Origin of the sequence: Streptomyces sp. SID11385 (assembly GCF_010548245.1) — a bacterium.
Lineage (GTDB): Bacteria > Actinomycetota > Actinomycetes > Streptomycetales > Streptomycetaceae > Streptomyces.
In genome coordinates this window covers 1-16,899 of record NZ_JAAGLR010000956.1, presented here as the reverse complement: position 1 = coordinate 16,899, position 16,899 = coordinate 1, and the positions used below count along the sequence as shown (strand labels likewise).

Genomic DNA, 16,899 nt, shown 5'->3' with positions numbered 1-16,899 from the left:
CCCCACCCCACCCCCTTTGCCTTCCCCCACCCTTCCTTTGCCACCCCTCAACGGATTTCTCAGCGAAATCACAGATTCGCGCAAGGGGCCTCTCAGAGGAGACGCACAGGATGGAGCGCATGACCACGATTCCGCCCCAGGGGCACACCGAAGCGAGCGTGGACGGGCGTCCCGTCCGGGTGCTCGTCGTGGACGACGAGACCAATCTGACCGAGTTGCTCTCGATGGCGCTGCGCTACGAGGGCTGGGAGATCCGGACCGCGACGGACGGCGCGGGCGCGGTGCGCGAGGTGCGGGGGTTCCGGCCGGATGCCGTCGTGCTCGACATGGTGCTGCCGGACATGGACGGGCTCAGCGTGCTGCACCTGATGCGCCGTGAGCAGCCCGATACGCCGGTGCTCTTCCTGACCGAGAAGGACGCCGCCGCCGACCGCGTCGCGGGTCTCACCGCCGGTGGCGACGAGTACGTGAGCAAGCCGTTCAGCCTGGAGGAGGTCGTGGCGCGGCTGCGCGGGCTCATCCGGCGCGCGGGTGCCGGGCGGCGGTCGACCTCCGTGCTCACGGTCGGGGATCTCGTACTCGACGAGGACAGTCACGAGGTGTCCAGGGGCGGTACGGACATCCATCTCACCGCGACCGAGTTCGAGTTGCTCCGCTACCTCATGCGCAATCCGCGGCGTGTGCTGAGCAAGGCGCAGATCCTCGACCGCGTGTGGAGTTACGACTTCGGCGGTCAGGCGAACGTCGTGGAGCTGTACATCTCGTACCTGCGACGGAAGATCGACCGCGGCCGCGAGCCGATGATCCACACCCGGCGCGGTGCCGGATACCTCATCAAGCCCGCCGAACTCCCCACCGCCGCCGTCCCCGCCGGACGCCACTGACCCGGGCCCGCAGCGCCACCGCCACCGCCTCACCCGCACCGCCGCACTCGCCACCGCCGCAACGGACGCCCCCCGGCCGCCCCGCACCCCCGCCGAACACCCCACACACCCCCTCCACTTCACCCGCACGGATGAAAGCACCCACCGTCCGGTTTCATGGCCGTCCCCGCCGCGCAAGCTGTGGGTGACACCGCTCACCCGCGATCCACCGCCCGGCGGCCGGTCCCGCCGATGCCCTCTCGCGTCCCGCCCGATGCCCGTCCACGCCCCACCGGCCCCACCCGTCCCGCCACATTCCCCGTCCTGCCGAACGACCCCTTCCGCGCGAGCCGTTCGGCCCGGTCCGTGCAGGTCGCGGGGGCGCGGTGGCAGACGTGGGCGAGGACAGGGCGCATCATGGGGTACGCGGTCCTCAGCGGTCCGCACACCCGTGCGGGGCGCGGGTGGGGCCGGCAGGGCCGCTCCGGCGGCGGAGGTGAGGGCAGCGTGGTGAGGTGGGCATGGTGAAGGGGCGCGCGGTGGGTGCTGCGCGTGCGAGCGTGTGGCTCACGGACGCCGCCGCCCGGACACGTACCCGCAGGAGCGAGCAGCCCTCCGGGCTCGACCGCGAGCGCATCACGGCGGCGACGGTGCGGCTCCTCGACCGTGAGGGGCTCGCGCGGTTCTCCATGCGGCGCCTCGCCGGCGAGCTGAAGGTCACCGCGATGTCCGTCTACTGGTACGTGGACACCAAGGAGGACCTGCTCGAACTCGCCCTCGACGCCGTGGTCGGCGAGCTGACCGCGGGCTCCGAAGGCATGGAGGGCGACTGGCGGCAGCGGCTGCGCGAACTCGCGCGCGCCTACCGCGCGATGATGGTCCGCCACCCGTGGGTCGCCCCGCTCATGGGCAGTTACCTGAACATCGGCCCCTGCTCGCAGGCCTTCTCACGGCGCATGCGCGCGGTGCTGCACGATTCGGGGCTCGGCGCCAAGGAGCAACTCGGCGCGCTCTCCGCCGTCTTCCGTTTCGTCTACGGGTTCGGCGCGATCGAGGGCAACGTGATCCGCCGCTGCCGCGCGGCGGGCCACACGCAGGACGAGTACTACCGCGAGGCGATGGGTTCGATGGCGCGCCGCCCCGAGTTCGTCGAGTCCTTCGGCGACACCGAGGAGCTCTTCGGCCCCGAGGGCATGGGCGGCGGCGTCGCCGAGATGCGTGAGCGCGATTTCGCCTTCGCCCTCGACCTCCTCGTCACCGGCATCGAGGCGATGGCACGGGAGACGGCCGCCACCTGATCCGCCGGGGACCGCCGCCATCCGAGTACGGGCGGCCCCCGGCCAACGGCCCCCAGCCAACCCTCACCAGCGGCCCCTGCCAACGGCTCCCCAGCCAACCCCGCCGACGGCCCCCGCCCCCCCGCCTCAGTCCTCCTCGACAAGCCGCGCCGGGAAGCCGCCCGTCGCCACCGGGCCCCAGCGGGTCGGCGTGACGCGGATGATCGACTTGCCCTGCTTGATCATCGCCGCCCGGTACTCGTCCCAGTCCGGGTGCTCGCCGGAGATGTTGCGGAAGTACTCGACGAGCGGCTCGACGGAGTCCGGCGCGTCGATCACCTCGGCCGTCCCGTCGACCTGGACCCAGGGGCCGCCGAAGTCGTCGCTCAGGACGAGGACGCTGACGCGCGGATCGCGGCGCGCGTTGCGGGTCTTCGCGCGCTCCGGGTACGTCGAGACGACGATGCGCCCCGAGTCGTCGACGCCGCACGTCAGCGGCGAGCCCTGGGGGGAGCCGTCGGCGCGGCGGGTGAGCAGGATCGCGTGGTGCCTGGGCCGTACGAAGTCGAGCAGCCCGGCCAGGTCCACGGTGGTGTTGGTCGCGACGGAAGGTGCCATGGCCGGGAGCCTATTCCCGTTCCGGGGGGCGGGAGAAGCGGCTTGCCGTTCGGCGGGCGCCGCCCCCGGGGAGCCGACCCGCCTCGCGGGGCTCCGCCCCGGGAATCCGGCCCGCCTTTCGGGGCTCCGCCCCGGACCCCGCTCCTCAACTGCCGGAGGGGCTGGTTTTCCGCGCCTCGGCGGTCCCCATCATCCGCGCGTAGTTCGCCATCGACCGCTGGTAGCGCGGCAGGTGCGAGGCGAGGGCCGCGACCGCCTCGGCGACGCCCTCGCGGGCGCGTCCCGCGTCGGCGAGCGCGAGGGCCAGTACGGCGGTGAGCGCGTCGCTCAAGTGGTCCTCGCCGTGGGCGCGTTCGGCGGTCAGGAGGCTGATGGACTCCTCCGGGTCGCCGAGCGCGCGCCGTGAGCTGGCGAGCTGGATGACGGCACGGCGGCGGCGTTCGCCGGGCAACTCGCCGCGCAGCGCCTGCCGGTAGAGCGGTACGGCCTCGTCGGTGCGGCCCAGCGAATCGCGGGCCGCCGCGCGTTCGAAGAGCGCGACGGGGTGCTCCGCGCCGAGTTCGGCGGCGAGCGCGTCGGTGCGGGCGAGGAAGTCGTCGGGGGCGAGGGCGTCGATGCGGGACCACAGCTCCGCGCTGCGGACCTCCCAGTCCTGGGGCGTGGCGGTGGCGGTCATGGCGGCGGTACGTCCTTCCGAAGGGGCGGTACGGGTACGGGGCGTCCGGCCGCGTACCGGCCGTCGCGGAGCCGCCGCGTACCGGCGCGGCGGGCTCCGTACCGGCGCAGCCGTCACCGTACCGGTGCGAGCGCCGCGCCGCGCGTGAAAAAAGCGCGCCTCCGCCGCGGCGGAAGCGCGCCCTTTCCGGCGGAAAGCCGTCACATCTGGGGCAGTTCCGCTCCCTGGACCGCCTGGATGTCCAGTTCGACGCGGAGCGTCGTGCCGATCGCGGCGATGCCCGCCTGGACGACCTGGTTGTAGTTCATCTTGAAGTCCTCGCGGTGCAGCTCCGTCGTCGCGCGGAAGGCCGCGCGGGTGCCGCCCCAGGGGTCGGCGCCGGTACCGAGGTAGCTGAGGTCGAGGGCGACGGGGCGGGCGACGCCGCGCATCGTGAGTTCGCCCTCGACGGTCCAGCGGTCCTGGCCCGCGGGGACGACGGCGGTGGAGCGGTAGGTCAGCTCCGGGTAGCTCTCGACGTCGAGGAAGTCGGGGGAGCGCAGGTGCCCGTCGCGCATCTCGTTGCCCGTGTCGATCGACGCGGCCTCGATCGTCGCGCTGACCTGCGAGCGGGCGACGTCCTCGGAGATGTCGACCCGGCCGCTGAAGCGGGTGAAGCGCCCGCGGACGCTGGAGATGCCCAGGTGCTGCGCGACCGCGCCGATCGAGGAGTGCACGGGGTCGATCGACCAGGGCCCCGGCGGGGGCAGCTCGGTGCCGCCCTGGCGGGCCAGGACGACGGTCCCCGCCTCGGCGCGTCCCGAGACGGTGACGAGGGCGGTCGAGGCGGCCGGGGCGTAGCCCACGGCCGTGACGATCACCGTGTACGGGCCCGGCTTGAGGTCGGTGGCGTCGTGGACGTCGCCGTCTGTGTCGGCCTGTGCGCGCAGCACCTGCGTGCCGGTCATGTCGGTCATCGTGACGACCGCGTGCGGTACCGCCCACCCGTCACGGGTGCGGATACGAGCGCTGAGTCCCATCCGGTTTCTTTCTCCTTGCCCCCCGGGAGCACGCCCCCGGCGTCCGTACGACGAAATGCGGGCCCCGGTGCGCGGAAGTGGCCGGCCGTCCCCTGCCGGCCGCCGCACACCGAGGCCCTTCCCGCGAAGGCCCCGCGCACGCTTCCGCTCCGGGCGTGCGCGGGGCCACCGGGGTTCTCTACTCGCCCGGGTGGGCGAGCTCGATGTCGTGGCCCTCGGCCCCGGCACCGTTGACTGTCAGACCGGTGGCCACCGGCGGGTATCCGGTCGCGATGACCGTGTACTCGCCGCTGTCCAGGTCGGCGAAGCCGTAGGCCCCGTCGTCCCCGGTCGTGGTCGTGCCGACCACGTTGCCCGCGGCGTCCACGAGCGTGACGCGCGCGTCGCGCAGCGGTCCGCCCGCGGCGCGGACGACGCCCTGCACCTGGGCGCCCGACTGGAGCGCGACCTCGATCCGGGTGACCCCGGTGCCCGCGATCTCGACGGGGAGGGCCGCCGGGCGGTGGCCGCTCGCGTTGACCGCGACCGTCACCTGGCCGGGGACCAGCTCGCCGAAGGCGAACTCGCCGCGCTCGGCCGTCTTGCCCGTGGCGAGGACGTCCCCGCGCACGTCGGTCACGATGACCATCGCGTCCGGGACGGGCTCGCCGGCGTCGGCGCTGCGGACGGTGCCCGCGAGGCCGCTCGTACCGCTCAGCACGATGTCGTACGTGACCGGCTCCTCGCCGACGACGATCGTGGTGGCCTGCGGCTGGAAGCCGTCGGCCGAGGCGATCAGTACGTAGCTGCCCGCGCCCGGCGCCTCGGTCGCGTACCCGCCGTCGGGGCGGGCCGCGGCGCGGCCGAGCTGGCTGCCGCCGAGCGAGATGAGCGTGACGCTCGCCTGCGCCAGCGGGGCGTTCTCGGCGCCGCGCACGTAACCGCTGACCGGGATGCCCCCGGTCGGGGTGCCGTCCTCGGGCTCCGCGGCCGTCGCCTGGGCGACGGGGGCGGTGGCGAGGGCGGTCGCCGTACCGGTGCCGGCGCCTTCGGTGGCGAGCGGCTGCGTCTCGCTGACGGCGGTGGTGGCCTGCGGGGCCGGGACCTGGGCGGCGGCCTGGGCGGGCGCCTCCGAGGTGACGGCACCGGCCGTGGCCGGCTCCGCGCTCATCGAGGTGCGCAGCGGCACCTCCTTGATGAACCACGTGACGATGAAGGCGACCAGCGCGCACGGCGCGGCGAAGAGGAACACGTCCGCGACGCCGGAGCCGTAGGCGCTCTCGACGACCGTCTTGAAGGGCTCGGGGATGAGCTTCACGTTGGGGATGGCGTTGCCGTTGCCGAGTGCGCCACCGGCCGCCTTGGCGGCCTTCGGGCCGAGGTCGGCGATGCCGTCCTTGATGTGGTCGCTGACCCGGTTGCCGAGCACCGCGCCGAGCGCCGAGACGCCGACCGCACCACCGAGGGAGCGGAAGAAGGTGACGACGGAGCTGGCGGAGCCGAGGTCCTGCGGCTTGACCTGGTTCTGCGTGCAGAGCACCAGGTTCTGCATCATCATGCCGATGCCGAGGCCCATGAGGGCCATGAAGATCGCGATCTCCCAGTACGGGGTGTCGTACTCGATCGTGCCGAGCAGGCCGAGGCCCGCCGTGACGAGCGCGCCACCGGAGACCAGCCACGCCTTCCAGCGTCCGGTCCGGGTGATGATCTGCCCGGAGACCGTCGAGGAGACGAAGAGGCCACCGATCATCGGGATCGTGAGAATGCCGGACATCGTCGGCGACTTGCCGCGCGCCAGCTGGAAGTACTGGCTGAAGAAGACGGTGCCCGCGAACATCGCGATACCGACGAAGAGCGAGGCGACCGAGGCGAGCGTGATCGTCCGGTTGCGGAAGAGCCGCATCGGGATGATCGGCTCCGCCGCCTTCGACTCGATGAAGACGAAGATCACGCCGAGCACCACCGCGCCCGCGAGCATCGCGGCGGTCTGCCACGACAGCCAGTCGTACTTGTCACCGGCGAAGGTGACCCAGAGCAGGAGCAGCGAGACCGCGGCGGCGACGAAGAAGGCGCCGGCCCAGTCGACCTTGACCTTCCGCTTCACGACCGGCAGGTGCAGCGTCTTCTGGAGCACGATGATCGCGATGATCGCGAAGGGCACACCGACGTAGAAGCACCAGCGCCAGCCGAGCCACGAGGTGTCGGTGATGACACCGCCGAGCAGCGGGCCGCCCACGGTGGCGACCGCGAAGGTCGCACCGATGTAGCCGGAGTACTTGCCGCGCTCGCGCGGCGCGATCATCGCCGCCATGACGATCTGGGCCAGGGCGGAGAGACCGCCCACGCCTATGCCCTGGAAGACGCGGAAGATGATCAGCATCCCCGCGCTCTGTGAGAGACCGGCGGCGGCGGATGCCAGCACGTAGATGATGAGCGCGACCTGGACGAGCAGCTTCTTGTTGAACAGGTCGGAGAGCTTGCCCCACAGGGGGGTCGTCGCGGTCATCGCGAGGAGCGAGGCCGTGACCACCCAGGTGTAGGCGCTCTGGCCGCCGCCGAGGTCGCCGATGATGTGCGGCAGGGCGTTGGAGACGATCGTGGACGACAGGATCGCCACGAACATGCCGAGCAGCAGCCCGGAGAGCGCCTCCATGATCTGCCGGTGGCTCATCTGCACCTGGCCGTTGTCGCCAGGCGCCGCGGAACCGTGCTTGGCATGGCTGCCCCGCACACCGGATGGTGTGGTTGTTGCCATGAACTTCCTTCTTCTACGAGGGTGTACCGGTGGTCTGTGCGATGGAGTCCGGGAGCTTGGACCAGGCGGTCCGGCAGTCCCCGAAGCTGTCGCGCAAACGCGCGAGCAGCGAATTGAGCTGGTCGACGTCTTCGTCGGACCAGTCCTCCAGGTAGTAGGAGAGCGCCGTGACGTGGCGCTCGGCGAGCTGTGCCAGCAGGTCCGTGCCTTCGGGTGTGAGCCGCAGGATGCGGGACCGCTTGTCGTGCGGGTCCGCCACGCGTTCCACCCACCCCCGATCGGCCACGTGCGCCACGTGCCGGCTGGTCACGGACATGTCCACCGCGAGCAGCTCTGCCAGTCTGCTCATCCGCATCTCTCCGTACCTGCTCAGCAGGTGGAGGACGGCGGCGGAACCACCGGGGCAGTCGGGGGGGAGAATGCGGCCGAGGCTGCGTTTGACGACGCCGAAGGCGCTGAGCTGACGGGCCAGCTCCTCGTATCGAGGCTGCTTGGCCATCTCGATCTCCCGTTTTGTTGCTTAAGGCAAACATAAAACCGATGGTTGCCCCAGGCAAACGAAATCGGACCAAGCGAGTCAAAGGTTTCGCAAAGGGTCTGCAAAGCGGATGCGTTTGTTACGGAGTGTGGTGGCGGAGTGTGGTGCGTCACGTGGGGTTGTGGCCCAGGTGGTGATGCGTGGGGCTCCGCCCCACACCCCGCTCCTCAAACTCCCCCAGCCTCCGGCCGGGGGGACCCCCGGGAGGGGCTGATGATTCCCCTCAACGGCCGGGGGCTGATGAAAGTGCGTGACCGGGCCTCAAAACCCGGGCGAAACGGGCTTGTTCGGGGGGCTGGGTTGGGGCCGGCGCCCGGATTCGCTAGGGTCCCGCCCATGGCACACAACCAGGGCCCCGAGCAGACCCCCGACCCGGCGGGCAACACGCAGATGTTCCGCGCCTTCGTGGACGAGGAGGCGCCGCGCCGCCAGGGCGGCGCTCAGCAGCCCGCCACGTCCTCCGGACCGCGCGTCGGACTGATCGTCGGCGTCGTCGTGGCGATCGTCGTCATCGCCGCCGTGGTGTGGCTGGCCGTCGGCTGACCAGCGGTTCTTCTTGTTCCACCCGTTGTTTTACGCGTACGGGGCGGGCCTCGACAAGGAGGCCCGCCCCGGCACATCGCGCACGCTCAGTCCGCGATCAGCCCTTCCCGCAGCTGCGCCAGCGTCCGCGTGAGCAGCCGCGAGACGTGCATCTGCGAGATGCCGACCTCCTCGCCGATCTGCGACTGGGTCATGTTCGCGAAGAAGCGGAGCATGATGATCCGCCGCTCGCGGGGCGGGAGCTTCGCGAGCAGGGGCTTGAGCGACTCGCGGTACTCGACACCCTCCAGCGCCGTGTCCTCGTAGCCGAGGCGGTCCGCGAGCGAGCCCTCGCCGCCGTCGTCCTCGGGAGCCGGGGAGTCGAGCGAGGAGGCGGTGTACGCGTTGCCGACCGCGAGACCGTCGACGACGTCGTCCTCGGAGACGCCGAGCGCCTTCGCCAGCTCGGGCACGGTCGGGGAGCGGTCGAGCCGCTGCGCCAGCTCGTCGCTCGTCTTGGTGAGCGCGAGACGCAGCTCCTGGAGCCGCCTCGGCACCCGTACCGACCACGAGGTGTCGCGGAAGAACCGCTTGATCTCACCGACCACGGTCGGCATCGCGAAGGTCGGGAACTCGACCCCGCGCTCGCAGTCGAAGCGGTCGATCGCCTTGATCAGGCCGATCGTGCCGACCTGGACGATGTCCTCCATCGGCTCGTTGCGACTGCGGAAGCGCGCCGCCGCGTACCGCACGAGCGGGAGGTTCAGCTCGATGAGGGTGTCACGGACGTAGGCGCGCTCGGGGCTGTCCTGGGCGAGGGTCGCCAGGCGCAGGAAGAGGGCGCGCGACAGGGTGCGGGTGTCGAGGCTCGCGGAGGAGGCGGCGCCCGTCTCCGGCGCCGCTCCCGCCTCGGCGTCGGCGGGCGGTGCGTCGACCGGCGGGATGCCGGCCGGTGGCGCGTCGATCAACGGGACGTCAGCCGCCAACGCGGGCAGCAAGTCTGACGGAGTGTCGGCGGCGGCCTCGGCGAGGCTCTCCGTGATGGCCTCGGTACGGGGCTGCGGGAGCGCCGTATCGAGTGTGCTGCGGCCCGCGAAGGGCCTGGCGGGAGGCGTGGCGGCCACCCGGTCGAGCCCGTCGGGGGTGCCCTTGCTGAGCGTGAGCACCTGCGAGCTGCCCTGTTCTGCGGACATGGCGGACATGGAGGACATGCCACCCCCTTGAGGTCGCGGACGGTCGCGGCGGGCGCTCCCGTCTGAGGAACGCAGCCTTCCCCCTGAATACCGGAGGCCGGGCTGCGGCAAACGCCGTTCCAGCAGAATGTCACATGTCGGCAACACGCTGTAGCGGTATGTCGACAATCGGCAGCGGGGCAGACCCGGGAAAAGGGGCTTCGAGGGCTATTTCAGGCGGGTCACGGCCTGGTGGGAGGCAAAAGCGAAAGTACCCGTTCCGGTTACGCGTCGATCCTGTTTGCGGATCTGAGACGCGCGAAGCTGCGCGCGAGCAAACGTGACACGTGCATTTGCGAGACGCCGAGTTCGGCGCTGATCTGGCTCTGCGTCAGGTTGTTGTAGTAGCGCAGCAGGAGGATGCGCTGTTCGCGTTCGGGGAGCTGGACGAGCAGGTGGCGCACGAGGTCGCGGTGCTCGACGCCGTCGAGGGCGGGGTCCTCGTACCCGAGCCGGTCGAGCAGCCCGGGGAGCCCGTCGCCCTCCTGCGCGGCCTCCAGTGAGGTCGCGTGGTACGAGCGGCCCGCCTCGATGCAGGCGAGCACCTCGTCCTCGCCGATGCGCAGGCGCTCGGCGATCTCGGCGGTGGTGGGGGAGCGGCCGTGCGCGGTCGTGAGGTCCTCGGCGGCGCTGTTGACCTGGACCCACAACTCGTGGAGCCTGCGCGGTACGTGGACGGTGCGGACGTTGTCGCGGAAGTACCGCTTGATCTCGCCGACCACGGTCGGCATCGCGAAGGTCGGGAACTGCACGCCCCGCTCGGGGTCGAAGCGGTCGATCGCGTTGATGAGGCCGATCGTGCCGACCTGGACGACGTCCTCCATCGGCTCGTTGCGGCTGCGGAAGCGGGCCGCCGCGTAGCGCACGAGGGGCAGGTTCGCCTCGATGAGCGCGGCCCGCACCCGCCCGTGCTCCGGGCTGCCGGGGGTGAGGTCCTTGAGCCGGGCGAAGAGCACCTGGGTCAGGGCGCGGGTATCGGCACCCCGGCTCCGGGGCGTCGTCGGCGGCGGTGTCGCGGGCGTCGTACTGGCCGGCACGGTCATCGCCATCCCTTTTCCGCCTCGGTCTGTCCCTGACCCGACCTGTTCACTCTTCCGTCAAAAGCGGTCATAGCATCACAAGACATGCGCATCGTGCGCAAGCACCGGCGAAGGTCGTGTTGGGGGCGCGGAACGGCGGCGCGAGGGGGCGCGTGCGGTGGTACGGGCGCGGGACGGGGCGCGGGACGCGGCTTTACGGGGGTGTACGGGGACGTACGGGGCGCTCCCCGTGGACCTGGCGGACCTGGTGGAGCCGGCGCGGACCGGTGTGGACCTGGCGGAACCGGCGCGGACCTGACGTGGACCTGGCGCGGGGCCTACTTGCCCCCGTTGGCCACCCACGTCATGAAGTCGCCGACGGCGCTCGCACCGTCCGAGACGCCCTCGAAGCCCATCTGGACGTAGTCCGCGGCCTTGGCGGGATCGGTGATGATCACGTACAGCACGAAGACGATCACCGCGAAGAGCGCGATCTTCTTGGCCTGCGGCACCCCGGTCCCCTCCCCTGCGCGTGACGTCCTGCCCTCGCCCCCGCGACGCCCAATCGTACGGTCGTACGGTACGCGCGGGGAGTCTAGCCTGTCCGCCCGCCGCGGCCCCGTGCGCGGAACTCCGCCCCGGAGGCGGCCTCTCCGAGGTGGCAGAGGCGTGGACACCGCCGCGACGTACCGTCACCGCACGCGGGCCCCGGCTGCGCCCGGCTCAGGGAAGCCCGTGCGTACGGGGCCGTCCGGGGCTCTCGCGGTGCCGAATCGCCGGGGGTGGGGAGCGGGGTTACGTTGGTGGGAGTCCGTCGAAGGGGTTTTTGTCATGCGTGACACGCGGCAGGAGAAGAACCTGGAGAAGGCCATCGAGGCGGCGCGCGACGAGCTGCACATCATGCGGCGGCGCGGCCAGGAGAAGGCGAACACGCGGGACCACGGCCACGACTACAAGGCGATGGAGGAGGCCCGCGACAAGTTCGACGACTACGCGGGACGCGTGCGCGAGGACCACGAGAAGGAACGCGGGACGAATCGCCACGGGTCGCGGGGGTGAGAGGGCGGCACGGTGCCGCGGTGCGGGGCGCGAGTCGGCGCGGTGCCGGCGGTGCGGGCGCGGGGGCGGCGCGGCTGATGTCGCTGGGAAGCGGCACCGTCGCCGGCTGTGAGGTGGCACGGCTCGCGGGGTGACTCGCGGGTCGGGAGGAGTGGGCTCGCAGGGGAGGGGCAGCGGGCTCAGGCGATGGGGACGGTGCGGGGGTGGTGTGCGCGCCGTGCCTGTGATGTGATGATCCGTTCATCCAAGGGCGGGCGGCAGCGGTCCGGGGCCCGGGCGTCGACGACGGCGTGGAGGGGCAGGGACCGGCGGGGGAGGGGAAGGGTGCGGTACGGCGAGTTGGCGCTGGATCTGTCGGGAGGCAGGATCTGGGCCTTCAGCGGCGGGTTCGTGTGGATCGGGATGGGGATCTGCCTGTCGCTGGGGGAGCTGCGGCGCGGGCGGCGCAGGCGGGAGACCGAGGGCCGGTGCGTGTCCGCGGGCCGGAGTGCGCGCGACTCGTACACGTACCTGTTCAGGGACCCGGCCGACCACTCGATCGAGGCGCACACCAAGGTGCGCGGGGGCAGCAGGGAGCGGCACTTCAGGGAGGGGCAGCGCGTCACCCTCTCCTACGACCCCAGGAACCACCGGGACACGAAGCTGGCCGAGGACCGTTCCCGCTTCGACCCGTGGTGGGGCGTCCTGGTCGTCTCCCCTTTCGGGCTGATCCCCCTCGCCCAGGCGTGGGTCGGCCTTTCGATACTCGGTTGAGGACCTGGTGGACGGATTCGTCGCGGCTGTCCGCGGCGTCGCGTCGACGCGGTGGTGCGGCCGGTCGAGGTCACGTCGTCCCTGAACGGAAGTGCGGCTTTTGAACGATCAGTTGGCGGCCCCGAACGCGGGCGGCAGTCCGTGGACCTCTTCGATCGGACTCGTCCTGATCCGGCAGACGGCGGACGGCGCGAGGCGTCGCGTGTCCGAACTCGACAGCGACGCACGGTTCGTGCGTTTCCCGACCTCCGGCTGATCGCCGCACCGCCGGAAAGGCGCCGTTCTCATGATTGTTCTCGTCTATGTCCCTGCTGCCGCGGCCGTCGCGATCGGGCTCTTGATGATGCTGCCGCGGTATTTCCTGAAGCGGCACGGAAAACCCGTGACGGGGAAGCGCGGGAGCGCGAGCGCAGGGACGGGCTCGCTCGATGTCGCCATCCACTACGCGGACCAGCACGGCGCGCCCCGGCGCCTCACGGTCGACTTCTCGGACATCGACCCCGCCGGACTCGGCGATCCGGTCGCGCTCGTCTATGACCCCGGCAGGCCGGGACGCGCCATGACCCTGCGGGAGTTCACCGCTCCGTGGTGGCGCACGGTCCCCGGATTCGTCGTGCTTCTCGGCGCGGTCCTCGCCCTCGTCCCGTCCCTCGTGCTGGCCCTGGCCTGAGCCGGCCGGAACCGGAACCGGAGCCGGAACCGGAGCCGCTCCGCCCCGGGACCGAAAGCCCGGTCGTTCGCCCATGGACAGCAATGCGCGACGGTGGTCGCCACGGTGAGCAAGGAGAAGAACGGTGCGGTACGGCGAGTTGGCGCTGGATCTGTCGGGAGGCAGGGTCTGGGCCTTCAGCGGGGGGTTCGTGTGGATCGGGATCGGGATCTGCCTGTCGCTCGGGGAGGTGTGGCGTGGGTGGCGCAGGCGGGAGACCGTGGGCCGGTGTGTGCTGGTGATGCACGATCGCTCGGCGGACTCGTACTCGTACATGTTCGAGGACCCGGCGGACCCGACGATCGTCTCCCACCTCAAGGGGGACGGCGTCCGGCGGCACTTCCGCGAAGGCGAGCGCGTCACCCTCTCCTACGACCCCAGGAACCACCGGGACACGAAGCTGGCCGAGGACCGCACCCGCCTCGACCCGTGGTGGGGCGTCCTGTACGTCTCCCCTTTCGGGCTGATCCCCGTCGCTTTGGCGTGGATCGGGCTTTCGCTGCGCGGCTAGCGACCGGGCGGACGGGCTCGGTCTCCCCGGTCCGGTGACCACGCCCGTCGAGTGGTGCCGCCTTCCGCCCCCGTCTCACACCGCCGGGACCTTGAGGGCGCGCCACGAGGTCGCTCCCGGCCAGCCGTCCGCGTCCGTGCCGCTGTAGCCGAGCTTGCGCTGCCACTTCGCGTACGAGGCGCGGTCGGCGGCCGTCCACTGAGGGCCGGGGCCTTCGGCGTACGCGGAGCAGCCCTCGGCGACGAGGCGGCGGCCCATCGCCGTGACCAGGGCGGACTTCGGGGCCCGGTGGAACCAGTCGGCGCCGGGGAAGGGGGCGAGCGGCGCGGGGCCGGACGTCTTCCTCCCGAGCAGTCCGCTCACGCGCGAGCGCAGCGAGGCCATGGTGAAGCCGGCCGGGTCGATCTTCTGGTTCGTCCACTCGCGGTGGCCGATGACGGAGGCCGCGCCCCAGCCGTGCGCGCGGCAGATCGCGGCCGAGACGCGGGCGATGGCGGTGAGCTGGGCCTCGGGCCAGGGGTCCTTGCCGTTGCCGAGGTTCTCGCACTCGAAGCCGTAGAAACGGGTGTTGCCGTCGGTGTCCTGGCGGTGCGGCGCGGGCAGCGCGTGTTCGGCGACGACGGCGGCGAGGACCGCCGAGTCACCCGAACCTGCGTGGTTGGCGCGACCGTTGCCGACGAGGTGGACGGTGCCGTCCTTCGCGATGACACCGTGGCACAGCGGCCCCGGCAGGTCGGAGCGCCCGGCGGAGCACAGCGCGACGGTCGCGGCCGTGCCGGAGGTGACGGTGTGATGGATCATCACGCCGTTGACGGGCCCCCAGGGGCCCTTCGCGTTGCGGTTGTGGGTGCGCCAGCCGGGGTGCTCGACGACGGCGACGCCTTCGGCGCGCAGAGCGGTGAGCAGGGCGGTGGCGGTGAGCGGGGTGGCCATGGGCACTCCTGAGGGGATACGGGAACGGGGCCGCCCCCCTGTGAGGGCGGCCCCGTTCAAGAGGTCAGCGGGCGGCGAACTGCCAGAGCGTGAGGGCGGCGGCGAAGACCCCGGTGAGCGCGGCGATGCTGGCGAGCGGCCAGCGGGCGCGTTCGAGGGCGTCGATACGGGCCTCGTGGTCGATGAGTTGCCGGTCGGTCTGGTCGTTGCGCTGGACGACGAGGGCGAGGGAGCCGTCGACGCGTGCGAAGCCGGCCTCCATCGTGCCGCGCAGCCGCTCCAGTTCACGGGCCACGGCGACCGGGTCGTTCGCGTCGGCCGGGGTCACGACCGGCCCCGTGCCTCGTCGTCCGGCCCCGTACGCAGCCAGCCGGGGAGCACCGCCTGCACGGCGGGCACCGCCATGAGCCGGGCGAGCGCCCCCGAGACGGCGAGCACCCCGCCGACCCAGGGCAGGGAGCGGGGCAGCGAGCCGCTGTCCACGAGTGCGGGCAGCGCGAGCAACAGCCCCACGGCAGTCTGGACGACCGTACGCAGGGCACGGGTGGTGGTGGGGGTCATGCGGATGTCCTTCGGTCTTTCCAAGGGGATCAAGCCGTGTACGGGACCTTCAGCGCGTTCCAGGAGCTCGCCCCCGGCCAGCCGTCCGCGTCCGCGCCGCTGTAGCCGAGCTTGGTCTGCCACAGCGCGTACGAGGCGCGGTCGGCCTCGCTCCACCGCGGGCCCGGGCCCTCGGCGTACGCGGAGCAGCCCTCGGCGACGAGCCGGCCGCCCATCGCGGCGACGATCGTGGACGTCGGCGCCGACCGGAAGAAGGCGTCGCCGGGGAAGGGCTGGTAGCGCGTGGCGTCCCCGCCGGGTGCGGCGGCGAGCAGGGCCGCGACGCGGGTACGCATCGAGGCCATGCTGAAGCCCTTCGGGTCGATCTTCTGGTTGGTCCACTCCAGGTGGCCGATCACGGAGGCGGCGGTCCAGCCGTGCGCGCGGCAGATCGCGGCGCAGGCGCGCGCGATGCCTTCGAGCTGCGCCTCCGGCCACGGGTCGGAGCCGTCGCCGAGGTTGACGCACTCGAAGCCGTAGAAGCGCGTGTTGCCGTCCGCGCCGGTCTCGTCCGGGGCGGGCAGCGGGGTCTCCGCGATGACGGCCGCGAGGACGTCGGGGTCGCCCGAACCGGCGTGGTTGGCGCGGCCGTTGCCGACGAGGTGGACGCTGCCGTCCTTCGCGATCACGCCGTGGCACAGCGGGCCCGGCAGCGCCGCGTCGCCGGTGTAGCAGTAGGCGACCGAGGCATCGGTGCCGGAGGTGACGGTGTGGTGGACGATGACGCCGTTGACGGGGCCCCAGGCGCCCACGGCGTTGCGGTTGTGGGTGCGCCAGTCGCCGTACTCGACGGCGGTGACGCCCTCGCCGCGCAGGGCGGTGAGGAGGGCGTCGGCGGTGAGGGGAGTGGCCATGGTGGTGGGTCCTTCCGTGGTGGTGGGGGTCAGGAGACGGCGGCCCAGATCGCGTTCGCGTCCGGGACGATCGTGGAGGGCGTGAAGTTCGCGGGCAGCGAGGTCTGCCCGGTGGCGGTCAGGCGTCCGTACCGCTGGAAGGCGCCCGGCATGCAGGCGCCGCCGCCGGGCCGCTCGCCCATGCTGGCGCCGACCATGAAGGCGGGGCCGTTGCCCTTCGGGTCGGGGCCGTTGACGAGCAGCGCCACCCAGTAGTTCCCGGTCGGCGCCGTGTAGGGGGTGGTCAGCTTGAGGACGAAGGTGGCGCCCGAGGTCTTGGTGATCAGCTTGTCCAGCGTCCCGGTGACCCCGACGCGCGCCCCGGCACTCGTGTAGAGACCGGCGTACGAGGTCGCGGCGAGCGTCCCGCCCACGTAACCCGGCACGTAGAAGCAGACGTTGGTGATCGTCGCCGCGTTCGTGAGCGGGATGCCGATGAGGTAGACGTTGCCGTTGATGCAGTACTGGGAGCTGGAGGCGGACGACGTCGCCGGGTCGTAGGACCACGCCTTGAAGCCGACGGCCGCCGGGGTCCAGCTCCCGGAGGAGGCGACGGAGTCCACGTAGGAGCGGCGCACGAGGTGGTTGGCGGCGGTCGGGTCGGCCGTCGTCGCGGGTACGGAGGTGAAGGTCTTGCTCCCCGCGACGCTCTGGTCGGTGGTGAGCAGGACCGCCGCGTCGGCGGTGACGGCGCCGAGGTCGGTCGCGGACAGGACGACGGCACCCGTCTTCTGGTTGACGGAGACGACGGGCGCGGAGCCCGGGGTCAGGTAGCGGGCGTCCGCGTCGGTACGGGTCAGCGCGCCGAGGTCGGCCGCGGCCAGGACCACGTCGCCGCTCCTGCCGTTGACGGAGCTGACCCCGGCGGCGGCCTCCGGCAGGCGCGCGGCCGGCACCTTGCCCGAGGCGTCGAGCGGGGCGACCCCGCCGGGCGTGCCGACCG

General features: G+C 72.1%; 20 protein-coding genes. 7 read left to right on the top strand and 13 right to left on the bottom strand.

Annotation, left to right across the window (positions count from 1 at the left end; genetic code table 11):
• The first annotated feature begins 119 nt into the window (after positions 1–119).
• Both G3I42_RS29150 and G3I42_RS29145 read left to right on the top strand, forming a co-directional pair.
• Positions 120–884, top strand: coding sequence for a response regulator transcription factor (locus G3I42_RS29150; protein WP_203607503.1), 765 nt, complete (start codon positions 120–122; stop codon positions 882–884).
• Between the two features lie 500 nt (positions 885–1,384).
• Positions 1,385–2,161, top strand: coding sequence for a TetR/AcrR family transcriptional regulator (locus G3I42_RS29145; protein WP_203607502.1), 777 nt, complete (start codon positions 1,385–1,387; stop codon positions 2,159–2,161).
• A 126-nt stretch (positions 2,162–2,287) separates the two neighbouring features.
• Here the strand turns inward: G3I42_RS29145 and G3I42_RS29140 are convergent, their stop codons facing one another.
• From G3I42_RS29140 to G3I42_RS29120, 5 genes are all read right to left on the bottom strand, one after another.
• Positions 2,288–2,758: a PPOX class F420-dependent oxidoreductase gene (locus tag G3I42_RS29140; protein WP_164290744.1), complete on the bottom strand. Its 471-nt coding sequence runs from the start codon at positions 2,756–2,758 to the stop codon at positions 2,288–2,290.
• A gap of 145 nt (positions 2,759–2,903) precedes the next feature.
• Positions 2,904–3,434, bottom strand: a complete 531-nt coding sequence (locus G3I42_RS29135) for a tetratricopeptide repeat protein (RefSeq protein ID WP_164290743.1) — start codon at positions 3,432–3,434, stop codon at positions 2,904–2,906.
• Positions 3,435–3,634: 200 nt separating this feature from the next.
• Positions 3,635–4,453 (bottom strand): YceI family protein, encoded by an 819-nt coding sequence (locus tag G3I42_RS29130; protein ID WP_164290742.1) that lies wholly within the window; start codon positions 4,451–4,453, stop codon positions 3,635–3,637.
• Positions 4,454–4,631: 178 nt separating this feature from the next.
• On the bottom strand, positions 4,632–7,187 hold the full coding sequence (locus tag G3I42_RS29125) for an MFS transporter (RefSeq protein ID WP_164290741.1): 2,556 nt from the start codon (positions 7,185–7,187) through the stop codon (positions 4,632–4,634).
• Positions 7,188–7,200: 13 nt separating this feature from the next.
• Entirely contained in the window at positions 7,201–7,686 is a 486-nt protein-coding gene (locus tag G3I42_RS29120) for a MarR family transcriptional regulator (protein ID WP_007824809.1), read from the bottom strand.
• Between the two features lie 375 nt (positions 7,687–8,061).
• Here G3I42_RS29120 and G3I42_RS29115 point away from each other — a divergent pair, with 375 nt between their 5' ends.
• A complete protein-coding gene (locus G3I42_RS29115) occupies positions 8,062–8,268 on the top strand; it encodes a hypothetical protein (protein ID WP_164290740.1) in 207 nt (68 codons plus the stop codon).
• An 86-nt stretch (positions 8,269–8,354) separates the two neighbouring features.
• Here the strand turns inward: G3I42_RS29115 and G3I42_RS29110 are convergent, their stop codons facing one another.
• From G3I42_RS29110 to G3I42_RS37165, 3 genes are all read right to left on the bottom strand, one after another.
• Positions 8,355–9,440 carry an RNA polymerase sigma factor SigF gene (locus G3I42_RS29110; RefSeq protein WP_203607507.1) on the bottom strand — a complete coding sequence of 362 codons (1,086 nt, stop codon included), beginning with the start codon at positions 9,438–9,440 and terminating at the stop codon, positions 8,355–8,357.
• A gap of 263 nt (positions 9,441–9,703) precedes the next feature.
• Positions 9,704–10,528 carry an RNA polymerase sigma factor SigF gene (locus G3I42_RS29105; RefSeq protein WP_164290739.1) on the bottom strand — a complete coding sequence of 275 codons (825 nt, stop codon included), beginning with the start codon at positions 10,526–10,528 and terminating at the stop codon, positions 9,704–9,706.
• Between the two features lie 308 nt (positions 10,529–10,836).
• Positions 10,837–11,010, bottom strand: coding sequence for a hypothetical protein (locus G3I42_RS37165; RefSeq protein WP_203607508.1), 174 nt, complete (start codon positions 11,008–11,010; stop codon positions 10,837–10,839).
• 319 nt (positions 11,011–11,329) lie between these two features.
• Here G3I42_RS37165 and G3I42_RS29100 point away from each other — a divergent pair, with 319 nt between their 5' ends.
• From G3I42_RS29100 to G3I42_RS29085, 4 genes are all read left to right on the top strand, one after another.
• Positions 11,330–11,557: a hypothetical protein gene (locus tag G3I42_RS29100; RefSeq protein ID WP_164290738.1), complete on the top strand. Its 228-nt coding sequence runs from the start codon at positions 11,330–11,332 to the stop codon at positions 11,555–11,557.
• Between the two features lie 324 nt (positions 11,558–11,881).
• On the top strand, positions 11,882–12,310 hold the full coding sequence (locus tag G3I42_RS29095; protein WP_164290736.1) for a DUF3592 domain-containing protein: 429 nt from the start codon (positions 11,882–11,884) through the stop codon (positions 12,308–12,310).
• A 286-nt stretch (positions 12,311–12,596) separates the two neighbouring features.
• Entirely contained in the window at positions 12,597–12,980 is a 384-nt protein-coding gene (locus G3I42_RS29090) for a DUF3592 domain-containing protein (protein ID WP_164290735.1), read from the top strand.
• A gap of 124 nt (positions 12,981–13,104) precedes the next feature.
• The gene (locus G3I42_RS29085; protein ID WP_164290734.1) at positions 13,105–13,530 is read left to right on the top strand and encodes a DUF3592 domain-containing protein; all 426 of its coding nucleotides are present in this window, start codon (positions 13,105–13,107) and stop codon (positions 13,528–13,530) included.
• A 75-nt stretch (positions 13,531–13,605) separates the two neighbouring features.
• On the opposite strand, the gene G3I42_RS29080 is transcribed toward G3I42_RS29085, so the two are convergent.
• The 5 genes from G3I42_RS29080 to G3I42_RS29060 all read right to left on the bottom strand — a co-directional run.
• Entirely contained in the window at positions 13,606–14,463 is an 858-nt protein-coding gene (locus G3I42_RS29080) for a peptidoglycan-binding protein (RefSeq protein ID WP_164290733.1), read from the bottom strand.
• Positions 14,464–14,527: 64 nt separating this feature from the next.
• Positions 14,528–14,791 (bottom strand): hypothetical protein, encoded by a 264-nt coding sequence (locus G3I42_RS29075; RefSeq protein ID WP_164290732.1) that lies wholly within the window; start codon positions 14,789–14,791, stop codon positions 14,528–14,530.
• Positions 14,788–15,024, bottom strand: a complete 237-nt coding sequence (locus tag G3I42_RS29070) for a hypothetical protein (protein WP_164290731.1) — start codon at positions 15,022–15,024, stop codon at positions 14,788–14,790. The genes G3I42_RS29075 and G3I42_RS29070 overlap by 4 nt, the downstream gene beginning before the upstream one ends.
• A 29-nt stretch (positions 15,025–15,053) precedes the next feature.
• On the bottom strand, positions 15,054–15,917 hold the full coding sequence (locus G3I42_RS29065; RefSeq protein ID WP_164290730.1) for a peptidoglycan-binding protein: 864 nt from the start codon (positions 15,915–15,917) through the stop codon (positions 15,054–15,056).
• Positions 15,918–15,946: 29 nt separating this feature from the next.
• Positions 15,947–16,899 (bottom strand): phage tail protein (locus G3I42_RS29060; RefSeq protein ID WP_164290729.1); only part of this gene is annotated, 953 nt, incomplete at its 5' end.

Excerpts from the sequence above, each read along its gene's own strand:
- G3I42_RS29150 (WP_203607503.1), top strand. The coding sequence starts at position 120 with ATGACCACGATTCCGCCCCAGGGGCACACCGAAGCGAGCGTGGACGGG.
- G3I42_RS29145 (WP_203607502.1), top strand. The coding sequence starts at position 1,385 with ATGGTGAAGGGGCGCGCGGTGGGTGCTGCGCGTGCGAGCGTGTGGCTC.
- G3I42_RS29140 (WP_164290744.1), bottom strand. The coding sequence starts at position 2,758 with ATGGCACCTTCCGTCGCGACCAACACCACCGTGGACCTGGCCGGGCTG.
- G3I42_RS29135 (WP_164290743.1), bottom strand. The coding sequence starts at position 3,434 with ATGACCGCCACCGCCACGCCCCAGGACTGGGAGGTCCGCAGCGCGGAG.
- G3I42_RS29130 (WP_164290742.1), bottom strand. The coding sequence starts at position 4,453 with ATGGGACTCAGCGCTCGTATCCGCACCCGTGACGGGTGGGCGGTACCG.
- G3I42_RS29125 (WP_164290741.1), bottom strand. The coding sequence starts at position 7,187 with ATGGCAACAACCACACCATCCGGTGTGCGGGGCAGCCATGCCAAGCAC.
- G3I42_RS29120 (WP_007824809.1), bottom strand. The coding sequence starts at position 7,686 with ATGGCCAAGCAGCCTCGATACGAGGAGCTGGCCCGTCAGCTCAGCGCC.
- G3I42_RS29115 (WP_164290740.1), top strand. The coding sequence starts at position 8,062 with ATGGCACACAACCAGGGCCCCGAGCAGACCCCCGACCCGGCGGGCAAC.
- G3I42_RS29110 (WP_203607507.1), bottom strand. The coding sequence starts at position 9,440 with ATGTCCGCAGAACAGGGCAGCTCGCAGGTGCTCACGCTCAGCAAGGGC.
- G3I42_RS29105 (WP_164290739.1), bottom strand. The coding sequence starts at position 10,528 with ATGGCGATGACCGTGCCGGCCAGTACGACGCCCGCGACACCGCCGCCG.
- G3I42_RS29100 (WP_164290738.1), top strand. The coding sequence starts at position 11,330 with ATGCGTGACACGCGGCAGGAGAAGAACCTGGAGAAGGCCATCGAGGCG.
- G3I42_RS29090 (WP_164290735.1), top strand. The coding sequence starts at position 12,597 with ATGATTGTTCTCGTCTATGTCCCTGCTGCCGCGGCCGTCGCGATCGGG.
- G3I42_RS29080 (WP_164290733.1), bottom strand. The coding sequence starts at position 14,463 with ATGGCCACCCCGCTCACCGCCACCGCCCTGCTCACCGCTCTGCGCGCC.
- G3I42_RS29070 (WP_164290731.1), bottom strand. The coding sequence starts at position 15,024 with ATGACCCCCACCACCACCCGTGCCCTGCGTACGGTCGTCCAGACTGCC.
- G3I42_RS29065 (WP_164290730.1), bottom strand. The coding sequence starts at position 15,917 with ATGGCCACTCCCCTCACCGCCGACGCCCTCCTCACCGCCCTGCGCGGC.